This is a genomic window from Streptomyces sp. SKN60 (genome assembly GCF_026236535.1).
In the GTDB taxonomy this organism is placed as follows: Bacteria; Actinomycetota; Actinomycetes; order Streptomycetales; family Streptomycetaceae; genus Streptomyces.
This window is the reverse complement of the sequence record NZ_JAHTMW010000007.1, coordinates 271,462-288,786: the sequence shown is the minus strand read 5'-3', so window position 1 is coordinate 288,786 and position 17,325 is coordinate 271,462. Positions and strand designations below refer to the sequence as shown.

The window sequence follows — 17,325 nt, the reverse complement described above, 5'->3', positions numbered from 1 at the left end:
CAGGTCCGAGCCTAGGGTTCACCTCTGACATCGCTCATGTGGTTTTCCGGCCACCGGCCCCTGCCGGCGGGATCACGTACGATCGCCGCTCGACGATCAAGGGGTGGGGACCATGAGAAACGCGCCGGTCGGATGGGCGGCCCTGCCGCTGCTGCTCGCGGCCCTGGCGGGCTGCCAGTCCGGCGGCGGCGGTGCGGCCACGGACGCGAAGGCGCCGAAGCCGACGGGCACGCCGGTGTACGAGGTCCGGCTCGACGACCAGCTGTCGGCCGCCTCCCGGGCCACCACGGCGGCCGGTTCGTCCGCCTTCACGTGGACGCTCAGCTACGGCTCCGCCAAGGGCACCGCCGTGGACCGCACGACCGGCACGCAGGACTACGCGAAGGACACCGCCCGCGCCGAGCGCGTCCTGGACATCCCACGTCGCTTCCCCGAGGACGCCGCCGCCGACCTCGGCGGCCGCTCCGGTGCGAAGCCCGTGCCCGAGGTGTACGAGGTCAAGGGCAACCAGGTCGACTACCGCACCCGGCAGGGGGGCTGGCTGCGCTACTCCTCGCAGGCGTCCATGGACGTGGTCGACCTCTTCGGCAGCATCCTGGTGAGGGCCGGTGACGCCGCTCCGTTCGGCGGGACCCTCGCCGAGGTGGTGCGCAACGCCGACGCCGAGAAGCAGCCGACCAAGGGCGCCGACGGCAGCCGCACGTACGAGCTGAGCGTCCCGTGGCAGACGGCCTACGACGCGCTGCCGGCGAGCCTCGTCGAACCGGCCATGTTCAGCGACCGCGGCGGGCTCGTCTCGCTGACGGTCGTCCTCGACGGGCAGGGCCGGCTCACCCGCACGAGCGCCGACTACACGTCCCTCCTGAAGTGGATGCACGAGGGTGGTGTCCTCAAGGGCGTCACCTCCCTCAAGGCGGAATACACCCTCACCGGCCACGGGAGCACCGCCGTCCCCGCCCCCGTTGCGGCGAAGAGCGGCAGGATGGAGGACGCCGAGAAGGCCCTCACCCCGCTCGCCAAGCTGAAGCCCGGCGCCTGCGGCTCCGCCGACACCGGTCTCGGCGTCAGCCTCGCCCTGGTGCGTACCGTCCCTTGCGGGAAGGACGCCGACCTGAGGGTCTTCGGCCAGGTGAAGATCAAGGAGACCATCCAGCGGAACCCGACCGGCGTCGCCGACAAGAAGGCCGGGGAGCGCTGCCGCAGTGCGTTCCGGACCGCGCCGGACGCCTGGGTGGCCGACGCGCGCCCGGCCGGCACGTACTTCACCTCCGGCAGCAGCTCCAGCAGCTCGTCCTACACCGGGCCCGACGTCGAGATCGCGGGCGACTTCACCTGCTACGTCCAGCTCTCCGCCCGCTGACCGTTCCTCACCCCCCGACCCGCAGCAGCACCACCGACCGCCCCGCCACCGTCAGCACCTCCCCGCCCCGGTGCGCCGTCGCCGGGGCGGCGGACTGCTCCTCCCGGGCGGTGTCCACGACCAGGTCGTACGACTCCGCCCACGGCGGCCCCGGCAGCCGGAAGTCCACCGGGTCGGGGCCCGCGTGCAGCACGGCGAGGAAGCTGTCGTCGGTGATCCGCTCGCCGCGCGGGTCGCGGCCCGGGATGTCGCGGCCGGAGAGGTAGAGGCCGAGGGTGGCGGCCGGGGCGTACCAGTCGGACTCCGTCATCTCGGTGCCGGCCGCCGTGAACCAGGCCAGGTCGCGCAGCCCGTCCGCGCCCCGCCGGCCGGAGAAGAAGGCGCGGCGGCGCAGCACCGGGTGGCGGTGGCGCAGGGCGAGCAGCCGCCGGGTGAGGGCGAGGAGTTCGGCGCGGCCCGGCTCGTCCGGCAGGCTCCAGTCGAGCCAGCCGGTCTCGTTGTCCTGGCAGTAGGCGTTGTTGTTGCCGCCCTGGGTGCGGCCCATCTCGTCGCCCGCGACCAGCATCGGCACGCCGGTGGAGAGCAGCAGGGTCGTCATCAGGTTGCGGATCTGCCGGCGGCGCAGGGCGCCCACCGCCGGGTCGTCGGTCTCGCCCTCCACCCCGCAGTTCCAGGCCCGGTTGTCGTCGGTGCCGTCCCGGTTGCCCTCGCCGTTGGCCTCGTTGTGCTTGCGCTCGTAGGTGACCAGGTCGCGCAGGGTGAAGCCGTCGTGGGCGGTGACGAAGTTGACCGAGGCGTACGGGCGGCGCCCGCCCCAGGCGTACAGGTCGCTGGAGCCGGACAGCCGGTAGCCCAGGTCGCGCACATCCGGCAGCGCGCCGCGCCAGAAGTCCCGTACGGCGTCCCGGTAGCGGTCGTTCCACTCGGTCCACAGCGGCGGGAAGGCGCCCACCTGGTAGCCGCCGTTGCCGACGTCCCACGGCTCGGCGATCAGCTTCACCCGGCGCAGCACCGGGTCCTGGGCGATGACGGCGAGGAACGGGGAGAGCATGTCGACGTCGTGCATCGACCGGGCGAGGGCCGCCGCCAGGTCGAAGCGGAAGCCGTCGACACCCATCTCGGTCACCCAGTAGCGCAGGCTGTCGGTGATCAGCCGCAGCACCTGCGGCTGCACCACGTGCAGGGTGTTGCCGCAGCCCGTGTAGTCGGCGTATCGCCGCGCGTCCGACTGGAGCCGGTAGTAGCCGCGGTTGTCGATGCCCTTCAGGGACAGGGTGGGGCCGAGCTCGCCGGCCTCCGCCGTGTGGTTGTAGACCACGTCGAGGATGACCTCGATGCCGGCCGCGTGCAGCGCCCGCACCATCCGCTTGAACTCGCCGACCTGCTGTCCGGTGGTGCCGGAGGAGGAGTAGGCGGCGTGCGGGGCGAAGTAGCCGATCGAGTTGTAGCCCCAGTAGTTGGTCAGGCCGCGGCGCAGCAGATGGTCCTCGTGCGCGAACTGGTGCACCGGCAGCAGTTCGACGGCCGTCACCCCGAGCCGTACGAGATGCTCGACGGCCGCCGGATGGGCGAGGCCCGCGTAGGTGCCGCGCAGCCGCTCGGGGATGCCCGGGTGGCGGGCGGTGAAGCCCTTGACGTGCAGCTCGTAGAGGACGGAGTCCGGCCAGGGCGTCTTGGGCCTGCGGTCGTCCGACCAGTCGTCGTCGTCCTGGACGACCACGCCCTTGGGGACGTACGGGGCGGAGTCCCGCTCGTCGCGGACCGTGTCGGCGACATGCTGCTGGGGCCAGTCGCGGACGTGCCCGTACACCTCGGGCGGCAGGGCGGTGTAATCGTTTCCCCGGCCGCCGTCGACCGCCCGCGCGTACGGGTCGAGGAGCAGCTTCGCCGGGTTCCAGCGGGCCCCGGTCCACGGGTCCCAGCGCCCGTGCACCCGGTAGCCGTAGCGCTGCCCGGGGCCGACGCCGGGCACGAAGCCGTGCCAGATCTCATGGGTCAGCTCGCCGAGCGGCAGCCGGGTCTCGGTGCCGTCCGCCGTGAAGAGGCACAGCTCGACGGCCTCCGCCCCGCCCGCCCACAGCGCGAAGTTGGTGCCCGCGACCCCGCCCGGCCCCACCCGGCAGCGGGCGCCGAGCGGTGTGGGCGCGCCCGGCCACACCGTCGCCTCCCGCGGCACGCGGGCGTGCTGACGTACCGCCTCCTGCTCGGCTGCGCTCGACACCGTTCGGCCTCCCGCGGCTCGCGTACGGTCGACAGCCGCGTCCCGGCGGACGTCCCCCGTACGTGTTCTCCCACCTGTTCTGCCCGCGCGGACGCGCTCCCAACATGACCCGTACGCACGTTTCCCCTGGAGGGGGGCCGTCGTTGGTCTGGGCGTGACACTTGTACTGAAGCGGGCGGGGTACGCCCTCGCGGTGGCGGGACTGCTCGTGGGGCTCGCGGGCTGCACCGGAGGGGACGGCGGCGGGGGCATCGACCTGACGCTCCCGGGGAAGGCGCGGGCGCCCGGTGACGTCATCCGGGTCAGCCCCGAGGACGGGGCCCGCGCGGTGCCCGCCGGCGGGCCGGTCGAGGTGAAGGTCGACAGCGGGCGCCTGGAGCGGGTGACGGTCGTCCAGGTGGAGGACGCCCAGCGCACCGAGGTGGCGGGGGAGATCTCCGCCGACGGGCTGCGCTGGCGGCCCCGCCCGGACACCCGGCTCGCGCTCGCCGCCAAGTACAGCGTGGACGCGGTCGCGCTCGACGGGCACGGGCGCCGCTCGGCCCGGCACACCACCTTCACCACCGTCGTCCCCGAGCACCGCTTCATCGGCTACTTCAAGCCGGAGAACCGCTCCACGGTCGGCGTCGGGATGATCGTCTCCTTCTCCTTCAACCGGGAGATCGAGAACCGGGCCGAGGTCGAGCGGGCCATCCGCATCACCTCCGACCCGCCCGTGGAGGTGGCCGGCCACTGGTTCGGCAAGGAGCGCCTGGACTTCCGCCCCGCCGCGTACTGGCGGCCGGGCACCAGGGTCACCGTCGACCTGGCGCTGCGCGACGTCGAGGGCGCGCCGGGGGTGTACGGCATCCAGCGCAAGAAGGTCGGCTTCACCGTGGGTCGCTCCCAGGTGTCGTTGGTCGACGCCGAGAAGCACACCATGGAGATCCACCGGGACGGGGCGCTGCTCACCACGCTGCCGATCACCGCCGGGGCGCCGAAGACCACCACGTACAACGGGAAGATGGTGGCCACCGAGCTGTACGACGTGACGCGGATGAACGGGGCCACGGTCGGCTTCGGCGGCGAGTACGACATCAAGGACGTGCCGCACGCGATCCGGCTGACCGACTCGGGCACCTTCCTGCACGGCAACTACTGGGCCTCCGCCTCGACCTTCGGCTCGGCGAACGTGAGCCACGGCTGCGTCGGCCTGCGGGACGTGAAGGGCGGCGGGCCGGACACCCCGGCCGGCTGGTTCTTCGACCGGACCCTCGTCGGCGACGTGGTCGAGGTGGTGAACTCGAAGGACAAGCAGGTCGCCCCGGACAACGGGCTCGGCGGCTGGAACCTCGACTGGGGCCGCTGGAAGGCCGGCTCGGCCCTGGACTGAGCCCTTCCGCGCACCCCCGCGCACGCCCCGGAACAGCACGGAAACCGCGCACGCCCGCGCCCCGTCCGCCGTATCACGCCAACTGGGACTGAACGGTGACATGTACGAGGAACTTTCGTGTCCTCTGGTGTGATTAATTAACGCCGTGTGCGCGTGAGGATGCGCACGGGGGTGGGGCCCGGGCATCGCCGGGGTCGTGCGAGGGGAGAACACCATAGTGAACGGGCAGCCGATATCCGGATCGACCGCCGGACGACGCCGCCGTGGCGCCCGCCTGGGGGCCCTGGCGACGGGGACGCTGCTCCTCGTCCTGACCGCCTGCGGCGGCGGTGGCACCGACGCCGGTGCGAGCGGGGGCAAGGACGGCGGCGCGAGCGGCGGCGGCAAGCAGGAGAACGCGGCCTCGCAGGCCGTCGTGACGATCGCCCCGAAGGACGGTGCCGACGCGGTCGCCACCAGCGGGGCCCTGAAGGTGACGGCCCAGCAGGGCAAGCTGACCACGGTCACCGTCGCCGACACCGAGGGCCACCCGGTGGAGGGCAAGCTGGCCGCCGACGGCAGCAGCTGGGAGCCGGTGGGCCACCTGTCGGCGAGCACCCAGTACAAGGTGCACGCCATCGCCAAGGACACCGAGGGCCGTGAGTCGGCGAAGGACACCACCTTCTCGACCCTCACCCCGAAGAACACCTTCATCGGCCACTACACGCCGGAGAACGGACAGACCGTCGGCGTCGGCATGCCGGTCTCCATCAACTTCACCCGGGGCATCACCGACCCGGAGGCCGTCGAGCACGCCATCAAGGTGACGGCGGAGCCGGCGGTGGAGATCGAGGGCCACTGGTTCGGCAACGACCGCCTCGACTTCCGCCCGGAGAAGTACTGGGCCGCGGGCACCAAGGTGACCGTGCAGCTCAACCTGGACGGCGTCGAGGGCCGCCCGGGCGTCTACGGCAAGCAGAAGAAGACCTTCTCCTTCACCATCGGGCGCCGCCAGGTCTCCACGGTGGACGCCTCCGCGCACACGATGAAGGTCGAGCGCGACGGCGCGATCGTCAAGACCATCCCGATCAGCGCGGGCGCGCCGTCCACGACGACGTACAACGGGCAGATGGTCATCAGCGAGAAGTTCAAGGTGACCCGGATGAACGGGGCCACCGTCGGCTTCGGCGGCGAGTACGACATCAAGGACGTGCCGCACGCGATGCGCCTGTCCGCCTCGGGCACCTTCGTGCACGGCAACTACTGGGGCTCGCCGGGGATCTTCGGCACCACCAACACCAGCCACGGCTGCGTCGGTCTGCGCGACGCCCGGGGCGCCGGGGACTCCTCGACGCCGGCCGCGTGGTTCTACGACCACTCGCTCATCGGTGACGTGGTCGTCGTGAAGAACTCCAAGGACAAGCAGATCCAGCCGGACAACGGCCTCAACGGCTGGAACATGGACTGGTCGGAGTGGAAGGCGTAAGCCCTTCCGTACGCGTGACGAGGGCCCCGGTGCGGTTGTGACCAACCGCACCGGGGCCCTCCCCGTTAACGGCGGCTAACCTTCCGACCATGACTGTGAACCTCGAAGTCGCCGAAGGCGTCGGCACGATCCGCCTCGACCGCCCCCCGATGAACGCCCTGGACATCGCCACCCAGGACCGGCTGCGCGAGCTGGCCCAGGAGGCGACCGACCGCGACGACGTGCGGGCCGTGATCCTCTACGGCGGCGAGAAGGTGTTCGCGGCCGGCGCGGACATCAAGGAGATGCAGGTCATGGACCACGCGGCCATGGTCAAGCGGTCCCGCGCGCTGCAGGACTCCTTCACCGCGATCGCCCGCATCCCCAAGCCGGTCGTGGCCGCGATCACCGGCTACGCGCTGGGCGGCGGCTGCGAGCTGACGCTCTGCGCCGACTACCGGATCGCCGCCGACAACGCCAAGCTGGGCCAGCCGGAGATCCTGCTCGGGCTGATCCCGGGCGCCGGCGGCACCCAGCGCCTCGCCCGGCTCATCGGCCCCTCCAAGGCCAAGGACCTCATCTTCACCGGCCGCATGGTGAAGGCCGACGAGGCGCTCCAGCTCGGCCTGGTCGACCGGGTGGTCCCGGCCGCCGAGGTGTACGAGCAGGCCCACGCCTGGGCCGCCAAGCTCGCCCAGGGCCCGGCCATCGCGCTGCGCGCGGCCAAGGAGGCGATCGACCAGGGTCTGGAGACGGACATCGACACCGGCCTGGCCGTCGAGCGCACCTGGTTCGCGGGCCTGTTCGCCACCGAGGACCGCGAGCGCGGTATGCGCAGCTTCGTCGAAGAGGGCCCGGGCAAGGCGAAGTTCGTCTAGGTGTTCGACCGCGTGTGAACGGCCTTTGACCCGGCCAGGACCCGGCCCCACCCGGCAGGACCCGGTCGGATCAGGCCGTTCACGACCGCGTTCCGACTGACTTTGGCATATGCCGGAGTCAGTCTCGCGGAATTGTCGATTCCGAGGGGGCGAATCCCCCGGAACGGCCCCGCGCCGGGCCCCGTCCGGCCATGATGGTGGGCATGGCGGGCCTGGAGGGTACGGAACAACCGCGGCAGCGCGGCGGCGCGACCGCCGCCCGGTGGGTGCCGGGCGCCGAGGACGAACAGGCCGCGGAAGCACTGAAGTTGTACGGGAATCCGGCCGACGAGGACGCCCGGTTGCCGTCCCGGCCGGAATCCGCCGCGGTCGCCCGCCGGCTCACCCAGTGGGTGATAGTGCGGCACTGGGGCCTCACCCCGCAGATCGCCGAGCATGCCGTGCTGCTCGTCTCCGAACTCGTCGGCAACGCCGTCCGCCACACCGGCGCCCGGGTCTTCGCCCTCCGCCTGCTGCGCCGCCGCGGCTGGATCCGGGTCGAGGTGCGCGACCCCTCGCGCGGGCTGCCCTGTCTGATGCCGGTGCACGAGCTGGACGTCAGCGGCCGCGGGCTCTTCCTCGTCGACAAGCTCTCCGACCGCTGGGGCGTCGACCTCGCGCCGCGCGGCAAGACCACCTGGTTCGAGATGCGGGTGAGCGACCGCTAGGGCCCTGTGTCGCGCATGCGGTCGCGGATGCACGAAAGCCCCCGTCCGGCCCTGGTGGGGCGCGCTGGGGGCTCTCGTGTGGTGTGCCGCGGATTGGGGGGGGGGGGTGTGTATCCGCGGCCGCTTCGACGACCTGGCCCGGGTCAATGGGGGTCGTGTCATTGACTATGGCAGACGGGTGGCCCCGACGCCAAACGTCCCTACCGGGTCAGATCCGGACAAAGTGGAATGACTCCTCGATGAATCCTTGGTGACCTAGAGCACTCACCTTGCAAAACATGAATAACTATGGGGTTCATCGGGTGTTTCCTCGGCTCGTCCGCATGGTGGACGGCTGATCGCGACCCGCAAACGTCCTGAATCGGCTCAATCGTCATCTTTCGGACCTGTCCGCCTTTAAATGGTCCCCGTGATGCCGACCGACCGCCGCGGTGCCCTCCGGGCGGGCGCGGCCACCGCCCTCGCGGGGGCCCTCGCCACCGCCTGCGGCACGGAGCCCCGCCCCGCCCCGAAGACCGAGCGGCCCGCCCACGCCGCGCCCGTCGCCGCCCCCGCGCCCCGCCGCTGGCCCGGCCGGCCCGCCGAGATCGCCCACGGGCCCCGTGACCGGCCCCGCGTCGCCCTCACCTTCCACGGACAGGGCGAACCCGCGCTCGCCCGCGCGATCCTCGACGCCGCCGAGCGGGCCGGCGCCCGGATCACCGTCCTCGCCGTGGGCAGCTGGCTCGACCGGCACCCCGAGATGGCCCGGCGGATCCTCGACGGCGGCCACGACCTCGGCAACCACACCCAGCGCCACGTCGACATCAGCGCCATGACCGAGGACGAGGCCTTCGCCGAGATCGACGCCTGCGCCGGCCGGCTGCGCCGCCTCACCGGCTCCGTCGGCAGCTGGTTCCGCCCCTCCCGTACCCCGCACGCCACCGAGACCGTGCTGCGCGCCGCCCGCCGGGCCGGCTACCCGCACGCCCTCTCGTACGACGTCGACTCCCTCGACTTCACCTCGCCCGGACCGGCGGCCGTCGTCGCCAACGTCACCGGACGGATCACGCCCGGATCGGTGGTCAGCCTGCACTTCGGCTACCAGGACACCGTCGCCGCGCTGCCCCGCCTCCTCGCCGACCTCGACCGCCGCGGCCTCTCCGCGGTCACCACCACGGAGCTGCTGAGCTGATGCCGATTCCCCCGCGCCGTAACAGCCGTAACAAGGCCGCCGTCCTCGCCGCCACCGCCACCGCCCTGCTGCTCGGCAGCCTCGCCGCCTGCGGCAGCCCCCGGCCCGCGACCCCGCAGCCGAGCGCCACCACCACCAAGGCTGCCGTGCCCAAGCCGGCCGCCGCGCCCGCCGGACTGCCCGGCATGCCGCCGCTGCTCCAGCCGGACGACATCTACGCCGCCGACCGGCCGAACGCGCTCTCCCCGGTCGTCAAGGGCTTCCCGTCCCGGGTCTACGTCCCCAACACCAACTCCAACACCGTCTCCGTCATCGACCCCGCCACCTACAAGGTCATCGAGACCATCCCGGTCGGCAACCAGCCGCAGCACGTCGTCCCCTCCTGGGACCTGAAGACCCTCTGGGTCAACAACGACCGCGGCCACACCCTCACCCCCATCGACCCCGCCACCGGCGTCGCCGGCAAACCGGTCGAGGTGCACGACCCGTACAACCTGTACTTCACCCCGAACGGCAAGTACGCCGTCGTCATGGCCTCGCTCGACCGCGAGCTGGTCTTCCGCGACCCGCACACCATGGAGCGCAGGAAGACCGTCCCGGTCACCTGCTACGGCGTCAACCACGCCGACTTCTCCGCCGACGGGCGCTACTTCGTCGTCTCCTGCGAGTTCTCCGGCGAACTCCTCAAGGTCGACACCGAGAAGATGGAGGTCGTCGGCCAGCAGCGACTGCCCCTCGAAGGCGCCATGCCGCAGGACGTGAAGCTCTCCCCGGACGGCAAGACCTTCTACGTCGCCGACATGATGGCGCACGGCATGTGGGTGCTCGACGGGGACCGGTTCACCACCCCGACCCTGCTGCCCACCGGCAAGGGCTGCCACGGCCTCTACGTCTCCCGCGACTCCAAGGAGATGTACGTCTCCAACCGCGGCGAGGGCACGATCTCGGTCTTCGACTTCACCAAGAACGCCCTCACCAAGAAGTGGAAGCTGCCCGACGGCGGATCCCCCGACATGGGCGGGGTCTCCGCCGACGGCAAGGTGCTCTGGCTCTCCGGCCGCTACGACTCCGAGGTCTACGCGATCGACACGACGAGCGGGAAGCAGCTGGCCCGCATCCCCGTCGGCAGCGGCCCCCACGGCCTCGCGGTCTACCCCCAGCCGGGCCGCTACTCGCTCGGCCACACCGGCGTGTTCCGCTGAGACCCGCTCAGGACGCGGTCAGGCGGCCGTCAGCAGGGCCTCCGAGCCCACCGGGCGGTAGCCCGCCGCCTGGAAGACGCGGACGCTGCGGGCGTTGCCGGGGGACTGCTGGGACCACACCACCGGGTCCGGGGTGAGATGGCGGGCGGCCGTGGCCAGGGCGCGGCCCAGGCCGCGGTGGCGGGCGTCCTCGTCGACCTCGATCGCCACCTCCATCCGGCCGGCCACGCCCCGGCCCAGGGTCACCAGACCGCCGTCGGTGACCCACACCCGTACCTCGTCGCGGTACTTCAGCGCCCGGGCCACCCGCGGATGGTCCTGGTCGTGGATCTCCCGGAGCGCGAGCTCCGGCGGGCCGGGCAGCGCGTCCGCGACCGTCATCAGGTCGATCGTGTTCATCGAACGGCCGGTGCGGGCCGTCAGCGCCGTCAGGAAGCGCGGGGTCATGCTCGCCACCAGCGGGTCCGTCGAGGCCCGGGCAAGCTCCGCCCGGATCCAGTCCGGGTCCTCGTCGAGGAAGACCACGGAGTGCGCCGTGAAGGACAGCACCCCCGCGTCCCGGCCGCTCGGCTGCGGCAGCACCGTCGTCGAACCGTCCGGCGGCGGGAACTCCCCGCGGGCCGCCGCCGCCAGTATCTCCGCCATCTCCGCCGCATCGCTGTTCATGCCCCCATCATCGGCCACCGGTGCGCCCGCTAATCTGGCCCCCGACACCAAGCACCATGAAGGGGCGGAAGCAGTGGCGGACATCGAGTCGGCACGTACGGCATTCAACAAGTTCGACGTGGACGGGGACGGCTTCATCACGGCCGCCGAGTACAAGCACGTCATGGCCGAGATGGGCGACTTCTACACGACCGAGACGGTCGCCGAGGCGCTCATCAAGCAGCGCGACGACAACGGCGACGGCAAGCTCTCCTTCGAGGAGTTCTGGGCCCACCTCGGCAAGGCCTGAGCCAAGGCCTGAGCCAAGGCCTGAGCCAAGGCCTGACCCGTCCCGGGGCGCGGGCGGGCGGCTCCGTACGACCATGCGTACGTACGCGAGTTGCCGCCCGTCCGGCCCCCGGTGACGATCATTCGGTGAGCCTCCCCGGACCCCTCGGCACCCCGATCCGTCTGACGGCAGCCGTTCTCGCCCTCATCGGCGTCCTCACCGTCGCCCTCCTCGGCGTCTCGCTCGCCCAGACGGGCACCGGCGAGCTGGAGATCCCCGCCGCCGGCACCATCACGCTGCTGCGGCTCCTGGTCCTCACCGCGCTCGCCGTCCAGATCGGCGAGCTCGCCGGGGTCCGGCTGGCCGGCGAGGGCCCGCTGCCCCGCCGCTGGTCCGTCCCGGCCGCCGCCACCGGCGCCGCCGCCTCCGCGGGCATGCTCGTCCTCCTCGGCCGGCTCAGCGGCCTCAGCCTCGGCACCGTCTACGGGCTCCGCGAGGGCCGGCTCCTCCTCGTCACCACCAACGCGCTCGCGCTCGCCGCGCTGTGCGCCGCCACCCGCCGCCCCGCCCTCGCCCTCGGGCCGCTCGCCGTCGCCGTCGGCGCCGAGGCCATGCGCGCCCACCCCGAGGCGTACACCCCGGCGATCGGCGTCAGCCTCACCGTCGTCCACCTGACCGCCGCCTCCCTGTGGTGCGGCAGCCTCCTGTACGTGCTGCGCACCATGCGGCTGCGCGGCGGCGGCCAGGACGTGCTGATGCGGTACGCGCGGATGGCGGCCTGCGCCTTCGCCGCCCTCTGCGTCACCGGCACCTTCTCCACCCTGCGCCGGCTCCCGCTCGACGGCGTGCTCTCCACCGCGTACGGCCGGGTCCTGCTGGTCAAGCTCGCGCTCTTCGGGCTCACCGCCCTGCTCGCCCTCACCGCCCGCCGCCGGATGCTGCACGGCGCCGACGCCCGCCCCCCGGCCCGGGTCGAACTGGGCGTGCTCGGCCTCGTGGTCCTCGTCTCGGCCCTGCTCACCGTCGTCCCGGACCCGCACTGGCTGCTGCCCTGACGGGTCGGGGCGGCAGCGGCCTCAGCACTCGATGATGTTCACCGCGAGCCCGCCCCGCGCGGTCTCCTTGTACTTGACGGACATGTCCGCGCCGGTCTCCTTCATGGTCTTGATGACCTTGTCGAGGGAGACCAGGTGGCTGCCGTCGCCCCGCATCGACATCTTCGCCGCCGTGACGGCCTTGACCGAGGCCATGCCGTTGCGCTCGATGCACGGGATCTGGACGAGGCCGCCGACCGGGTCGCAGGTCAGGCCCAGGTTGTGCTCCATGCCGATCTCGGCGGCGTTCTCGACCTGCTCGGGGGAGCCGCCGAGGACCTCGGCGAGGGCGCCGGCGGCCATGGAGCAGGCGGAGCCGACCTCGCCCTGGCAGCCGACCTCGGCGCCGGAGATGGAGGCGTTCTCCTTGAAGAGCATGCCGATGGCGCCGGCGGCGAGGAGGAAGCGGACCACGCCGTCCTCGTCCGCGCCGGGCACGAAGTTCATGTAGTAGTGCAGGACGGCGGGGATGATGCCGGCCGCGCCGTTCGTCGGGGCGGTGACCACGCGGCCGCCCGCCGCGTTCTCCTCGTTCACGGCCATCGCGTAGAGAGTGATCCACTCCATCGCGTGGGTGGTCGGGTCGCCCTCGGAGCGCAGCTTGCGGGCCAGGGTGGAGGCGCGGCGGCGGACCTTCAGGCCGCCCGGCAGGATGCCCTCGCGGGACATGCCGCGCGAGACGCAGGCCTGCATGACCCGCCAGATCTCCAGGAGGCCGGCGCGGATCTCGTCCTCGGTGCGCCAGGCCTTCTCGTTCTCCAGCATCAGCGAGGAGATCGACAGGCCGGTCTCCTTGGTGAGGCGGAGCAGCTCGTCGCCGGTGCGGAAGGGGTACTTCAGGACGGTGTCGTCCGGGATGATCGGGTTCTCGCCGGCTACCGCGTCCTCGTCCACGACGAAGCCGCCGCCGACCGAGTAGTACGTCTTCTCCAGGATGAGCGTGCCCTCGGCGTCGTACGCGAAGACCGTCATGCCGTTGGCGTGGTACGGCAGCGCCTTGCGGCGGTGCAGGACCAGGTCGTCGTCGAAGGAGAACGGGATCTCGTGCGCGCCGAGCAGATTGATCTTCCCGCTCGCCTTGATCCGCTCGAACTCGTCGTCGGCGTTCTCCACGTCGACCGTGCGCGGCGAGTTGCCCTCCAGGCCGAGCAGCACCGCCTTCGGGGTGCCGTGGCCGTGGCCGGTCGCGCCCAGCGAGCCGTACAGCTCCGCCCGTATCGACGCGGTGTGGGCGAGCAGGCCCTCGTTCTTCAGCCGGCGGGCGAACATGCGGGCCGCGCGCATCGGGCCCACCGTGTGGGAGCTCGACGGGCCGATGCCGATCGAGAACAGGTCGAAGACCGAGATGGCCACGGGGGACTCCTTGTGGGGGCTAGACGCCGTTGTCTGCCGGGGTGGTGCAGAACGAGCCGGAAGAGCGGGGAGGGCGGGGAGGGCGGGGAGGGCGGTAAAGCGGTGGGGCACCGCGCTCACTGTCCAGTGTGCGCGGTGCCCCGGAGCTGTCGTACGAACAAACCTGGAACTAAATCGTACGAAATTACTTCAGGCCGGGGTACAGCGGGTGCTTGTCGGCCAGCGCCGTCACCCGGGCCTTCAGCGCCTCGGCGTCGAAGCCGGGCTTCAGCGTCTCGGCGATCACGTCGGCGACCTCGCGGAAGTCCTCGGCGTCGAAGCCGCGGGTGGCGAGGGCCGGCGTGCCGATGCGCAGGCCGGAGGTGACCATCGGCGGGCGCGGGTCGTTCGGAACGGCGTTCCGGTTGACCGTGATGCCCACCTCGTGCAGCCGGTCCTCGGCCTGCTGGCCGTCCAGCTCCGAGTTCCGCAGGTCGACCAGGAGCAGGTGCACGTCGGTGCCGCCGGACAGCACGGACACGCCGTGCTGCTTGACGTCGTCCTGCACCAGGCGCTCGGCGATGATCCGGGCGCCGTCCAGGGTGCGCTGCTGGCGCTCCTTGAACTCCTCCGAGGCCGCGACCTTGAAGGAGACGGCCTTGGCCGCGATCACGTGCTCCAGCGGGCCGCCCTGGAAGCCGGGGAAGACCGAGGAGTTCAGCTTCTTCGCGAACTCCTTCTTCGCCAGGATGATGCCGCCGCGCGGGCCGCCGAGCGTCTTGTGCGTGGTGGAGGTCACCACGTCCGCGTACTCGACCGGGTTCGGGTGCAGACCGGCCGCGACCAGGCCCGCGAAGTGGGCCATGTCGACCCACAGGTAGGCCTCGACCTCGTCGGCGATCCGGCGGAACTCGGCGAAGTCGAGCTGACGCGGGTACGCCGACCAGCCGGCGATGATCACCTTCGGGCGGTGCTCCTTGGCGAGGCGCTCGACCTCGGCCATGTCGACCAGGCCGTTCTCGTCCACGTGGTACGCGACCACGTTGAACTGCTTGCCCGAGAAGTTCAGGCGCATGCCGTGGGTGAGGTGGCCGCCGTGCGCCAGGTCGAGACCGAGGATCGTGTCGCCGGGCTGGGCGATCGCGAACAGCGCGGCCTGGTTGGCGGAGGCACCGGAGTGCGGCTGCACGTTGGCGTACTCGGCGCCGAACAGGTCCTTGATCCGGTCGATCGCGATCTGCTCGGCCACGTCGACGTGCTCGCAGCCGCCGTAGTAGCGGCGGCCCGGGTAGCCCTCGGCGTACTTGTTGGTGAGGACGGAGCCCTGGGCCTCCATGACCGCGACCGGAGCGAAGTTCTCCGAGGCGATCATCTCGAGGGTGGACTGCTGACGGCGGAGCTCGGCGTCGACGGCGGCGGCGACGTCCGGGTCCAGCTCGTGGAGAGGGGTGTTCAGAAGCGACATGAAGCGATCCCTAGGGGGTCTCGGTCAGCCTGCGGTGAAGGCGGTGTACTCGTCGGCGGAGAGCAGGTCCTTCGGCTCCTCCGTGATGCGCACCTTGAACAGCCAGCCACCCTCGAACGGGTCGTTGTTCACCAGCTCCGGGTTGTCGACGACGTCCTGGTTGGCCTCGACGACCTCGCCCGTCACCGGGGCGAACAGGTCGCTGACGGACTTGGTCGACTCCAGCTCGCCACAGGACTCGCCGGCGGTGATGGTGTCACCGACCTCCGGGAGCTGGACGTACACGATGTCGCCGAGCGCGTTCGCCGCGTGCTCGGTGATGCCGACCGTCGCGACGCCGCCCTCGGCGTCCGACAGCCACTCGTGCTCCTTGCTGTAGCGAAGGTTCTGCGGGTTGCTCATGACCTGATTCTCCTGGATGCGGGGAGTGCGGATGTACGGGGGTCTTGCGGGGTGAGACGCGTCCTGAGACGAATGCGTCACGTCCGGCGTCACGTCCGGCGTCGTGCCGGTGTCACGCCGGGTGTCACGCCGGGCGCCGGCGGGGCTGTCGCCCCATCCTCACTTCTGGCGCTTGTAGAACGGCAGCGCCACGACCGTGTACGGCTCGTGCGTGCCGCGGATGTCGACGCCGACGCCCTCGGTGCCCGGCTCGGCGAAGGCCGCGTCCACGTACGCCATGGCGATCGGCTTGGCCAGGGTGGGGGACGGGGCGCCGGAGGTGATCTCGCCGATGACCTCGCCGTTCGCGACCACCGACATGCCGGCGCGCGGGACGCGGCGGCCCTCGGCGATCAGGCCGACCAGCTTGCGCGGCGGGGCGGACTCGGCGCGCTCGGCGGCCTTCTCCAGCGCCTCGCGGCCGACGAAGCGGCCCTCGTTGGTGGTCTTCTCGAACTTCACGACCCGGCCGAGGCCCGCGTCGAAGGGGGTGAGCGAGGTGTTCAGCTCGTGCCCGTACAGCGGCATGCCCGCCTCCAGGCGCAGCGTGTCGCGGCAGGACAGGCCGCACGGGATCAGGCCGACGTCCTTGCCGGCCTCGGTCAGCGCCCGCCACACGCCCTCGGCGTCGGCCGGCTTCAGGAACAGCTCGAAGCCGTCCTCGCCGGTGTAGCCGGTACGGGCGATCAGCGCGTCCACGCCGGCGACGGTGCCGGGCAGGCCCGCGTAGTACTTCAGACCGTCCAGGTCGGCGTCGGTGAGCGACTTCAGGATGCCGGGGGACTCCGGGCCCTGGACGGCGATCAGGGCGTACGCGTCGCGGTCGTCGCGGACCTCGGCGTCGAAGCCCTCGGAGCGGGCCACCAGGGCGTCGAGCACGACCTGGGCGTTGGAGGCGTTGGCGACGACCATGTACTCCGTCTCGCCGAGGCGGTAGACGATCAGGTCGTCGAGGATGCCGCCGTCCTCCTGGCAGATCATCGTGTAGCGGGCGCGCCCGTTGCCCACGGTCGAGATGTTGCCGACCAGGGCGTAGTCCAGGAGCTCCACGGCCTGCGGGCCGGTGACGGTGATCTCGCCCATGTGGGAGAGGTCGAAGAGGCCGGCCCGGGTGCGGACGGCGTTGTGCTCGTCGCGCTCGCTGCCGTACCGCAGCGGCATGTCCCAGCCGGCGAAGTCGGTCATGGTCGCGCCCAGCGAGCGATGCAGGGCATCGAGGGCGGTCAGACGGGGGGCAGTGCTCATGGGGTGGCTCCCGGGTCCCAGGCGTGCGGGGCACGACATACATGACGGTGAGGACGATCCTCCCCATCTGTCATGGAACCTGAGAGGTTCACCGAGAGCATCTCGTCACCGAGAGATCGGCTTGCACCTTGGGTGGGGACGCGGCAGGGCGACCCGCTTTTCAGATCTGCCTCATCCACGCGGTACGGGGCCTGAGAGATTCAAGGGAGGTACTTGCTCCTTCGGCGCCCGGGCACGCGGCGCGACTGCGCCGGCTGGACCCGGAACTCTCCCGCGCGGATTCGAGCGGCCGGTATGCGGTTGTGCGCGCTCGTGCGAGCGCGTGGCGCGCTCATCATTGCACGGCCGATCCGCGCGGCAAATCGCTTGTGCCGCATTACCGTCTCTTTACACTTTGTGGGCAGGGGTCCCGCAGTCCCGTCACGGGAGACCCGACACGGGGAGACCCGACAGGGG

At 71.6% G+C, this 17,325-nt stretch carries 15 protein-coding genes and 1 riboswitch; of the genes, 9 read left to right on the top strand and 6 right to left on the bottom strand.

Annotation, left to right across the window (positions count from 1 at the left end):
• The first annotated feature begins 112 nt into the window (after nucleotides 1-112).
• Entirely contained in the window at nucleotides 113-1,360 is a 1,248-nt protein-coding gene (locus tag KV205_RS14575; RefSeq protein WP_265864752.1) for a hypothetical protein, read from the top strand.
• Nucleotides 1,361-1,367: 7 nt separating this feature from the next.
• Here the strand turns inward: KV205_RS14575 and glgX are convergent, their stop codons facing one another.
• Complete coding sequence (gene glgX, locus KV205_RS14570; RefSeq protein WP_374214668.1) at nucleotides 1,368-3,581, bottom strand: glycogen debranching protein GlgX; 2,214 nt, start codon at nucleotides 3,579-3,581, stop codon at nucleotides 1,368-1,370.
• A 154-nt stretch (nucleotides 3,582-3,735) separates the two neighbouring features.
• Between glgX and KV205_RS14565 the strand changes: the two genes are divergently transcribed.
• The 6 genes from KV205_RS14565 (at nucleotide 3,736) to KV205_RS14540 (ending at nucleotide 10,358) form a co-directional block, all read left to right on the top strand.
• Nucleotides 3,736-4,953 carry an Ig-like domain-containing protein gene (locus KV205_RS14565; RefSeq protein ID WP_265864751.1) on the top strand — a complete coding sequence of 406 codons (1,218 nt, stop codon included), beginning with the start codon at nucleotides 3,736-3,738 and terminating at the stop codon, nucleotides 4,951-4,953.
• 217 nt (nucleotides 4,954-5,170) lie between these two features.
• The gene (locus KV205_RS14560) at nucleotides 5,171-6,418 is read left to right on the top strand and encodes an Ig-like domain-containing protein (protein ID WP_265864750.1); all 1,248 of its coding nucleotides are present in this window, start codon (nucleotides 5,171-5,173) and stop codon (nucleotides 6,416-6,418) included.
• An 89-nt stretch (nucleotides 6,419-6,507) separates the two neighbouring features.
• Nucleotides 6,508-7,275: an enoyl-CoA hydratase/isomerase family protein gene (locus tag KV205_RS14555; RefSeq protein WP_265864749.1), complete on the top strand. Its 768-nt coding sequence runs from the start codon at nucleotides 6,508-6,510 to the stop codon at nucleotides 7,273-7,275.
• Between the two features lie 203 nt (nucleotides 7,276-7,478).
• A complete protein-coding gene (locus KV205_RS14550; RefSeq protein ID WP_265864748.1) occupies nucleotides 7,479-7,982 on the top strand; it encodes an ATP-binding protein in 504 nt (167 codons plus the stop codon).
• Nucleotides 7,983-8,394: 412 nt separating this feature from the next.
• The gene (locus KV205_RS14545) at nucleotides 8,395-9,156 is read left to right on the top strand and encodes a polysaccharide deacetylase family protein (protein WP_265864747.1); all 762 of its coding nucleotides are present in this window, start codon (nucleotides 8,395-8,397) and stop codon (nucleotides 9,154-9,156) included.
• Entirely contained in the window at nucleotides 9,156-10,358 is a 1,203-nt protein-coding gene (locus KV205_RS14540) for a YncE family protein (protein ID WP_265864746.1), read from the top strand. The genes KV205_RS14545 and KV205_RS14540 overlap by 1 nt, the downstream gene beginning before the upstream one ends.
• An 18-nt stretch (nucleotides 10,359-10,376) precedes the next feature.
• Here KV205_RS14540 and KV205_RS14535 read toward each other — a convergent pair whose 3' ends face one another.
• On the bottom strand, nucleotides 10,377-11,024 hold the full coding sequence (locus KV205_RS14535; protein WP_265864745.1) for a GNAT family N-acetyltransferase: 648 nt from the start codon (nucleotides 11,022-11,024) through the stop codon (nucleotides 10,377-10,379).
• Between the two features lie 73 nt (nucleotides 11,025-11,097).
• Here KV205_RS14535 and KV205_RS14530 point away from each other — a divergent pair, with 73 nt between their 5' ends.
• Nucleotides 11,098-11,313: an EF-hand domain-containing protein gene (locus KV205_RS14530; RefSeq protein WP_265864744.1), complete on the top strand. Its 216-nt coding sequence runs from the start codon at nucleotides 11,098-11,100 to the stop codon at nucleotides 11,311-11,313.
• A 125-nt stretch (nucleotides 11,314-11,438) separates the two neighbouring features.
• Nucleotides 11,439-12,347, top strand: coding sequence for a CopD family protein (locus KV205_RS14525; RefSeq protein WP_265864743.1), 909 nt, complete (start codon nucleotides 11,439-11,441; stop codon nucleotides 12,345-12,347).
• A 21-nt stretch (nucleotides 12,348-12,368) separates the two neighbouring features.
• Here the strand turns inward: KV205_RS14525 and KV205_RS14520 are convergent, their stop codons facing one another.
• The 4 genes from KV205_RS14520 to gcvT all read right to left on the bottom strand — a co-directional run bounded on the left by KV205_RS14520 (nucleotide 12,369) and on the right by gcvT (nucleotide 16,869).
• The gene (locus tag KV205_RS14520; RefSeq protein ID WP_265864742.1) at nucleotides 12,369-13,739 is read right to left on the bottom strand and encodes an L-serine ammonia-lyase; all 1,371 of its coding nucleotides are present in this window, start codon (nucleotides 13,737-13,739) and stop codon (nucleotides 12,369-12,371) included.
• A gap of 184 nt (nucleotides 13,740-13,923) precedes the next feature.
• Complete coding sequence (gene glyA, locus KV205_RS14515; protein WP_265864741.1) at nucleotides 13,924-15,183, bottom strand: serine hydroxymethyltransferase; 1,260 nt, start codon at nucleotides 15,181-15,183, stop codon at nucleotides 13,924-13,926.
• Between the two features lie 24 nt (nucleotides 15,184-15,207).
• Nucleotides 15,208-15,585: a glycine cleavage system protein GcvH gene (gene gcvH / locus KV205_RS14510; protein WP_265864740.1), complete on the bottom strand. Its 378-nt coding sequence runs from the start codon at nucleotides 15,583-15,585 to the stop codon at nucleotides 15,208-15,210.
• A gap of 159 nt (nucleotides 15,586-15,744) precedes the next feature.
• Nucleotides 15,745-16,869 (bottom strand): glycine cleavage system aminomethyltransferase GcvT, encoded by a 1,125-nt coding sequence (gcvT, locus tag KV205_RS14505; RefSeq protein WP_265864739.1) that lies wholly within the window; start codon nucleotides 16,867-16,869, stop codon nucleotides 15,745-15,747.
• Nucleotides 16,870-17,039: 170 nt separating this feature from the next.
• Nucleotides 17,040-17,153, bottom strand: a riboswitch (glycine riboswitch).
• Between the last annotated feature and the right edge of the window lie 172 nt (nucleotides 17,154-17,325).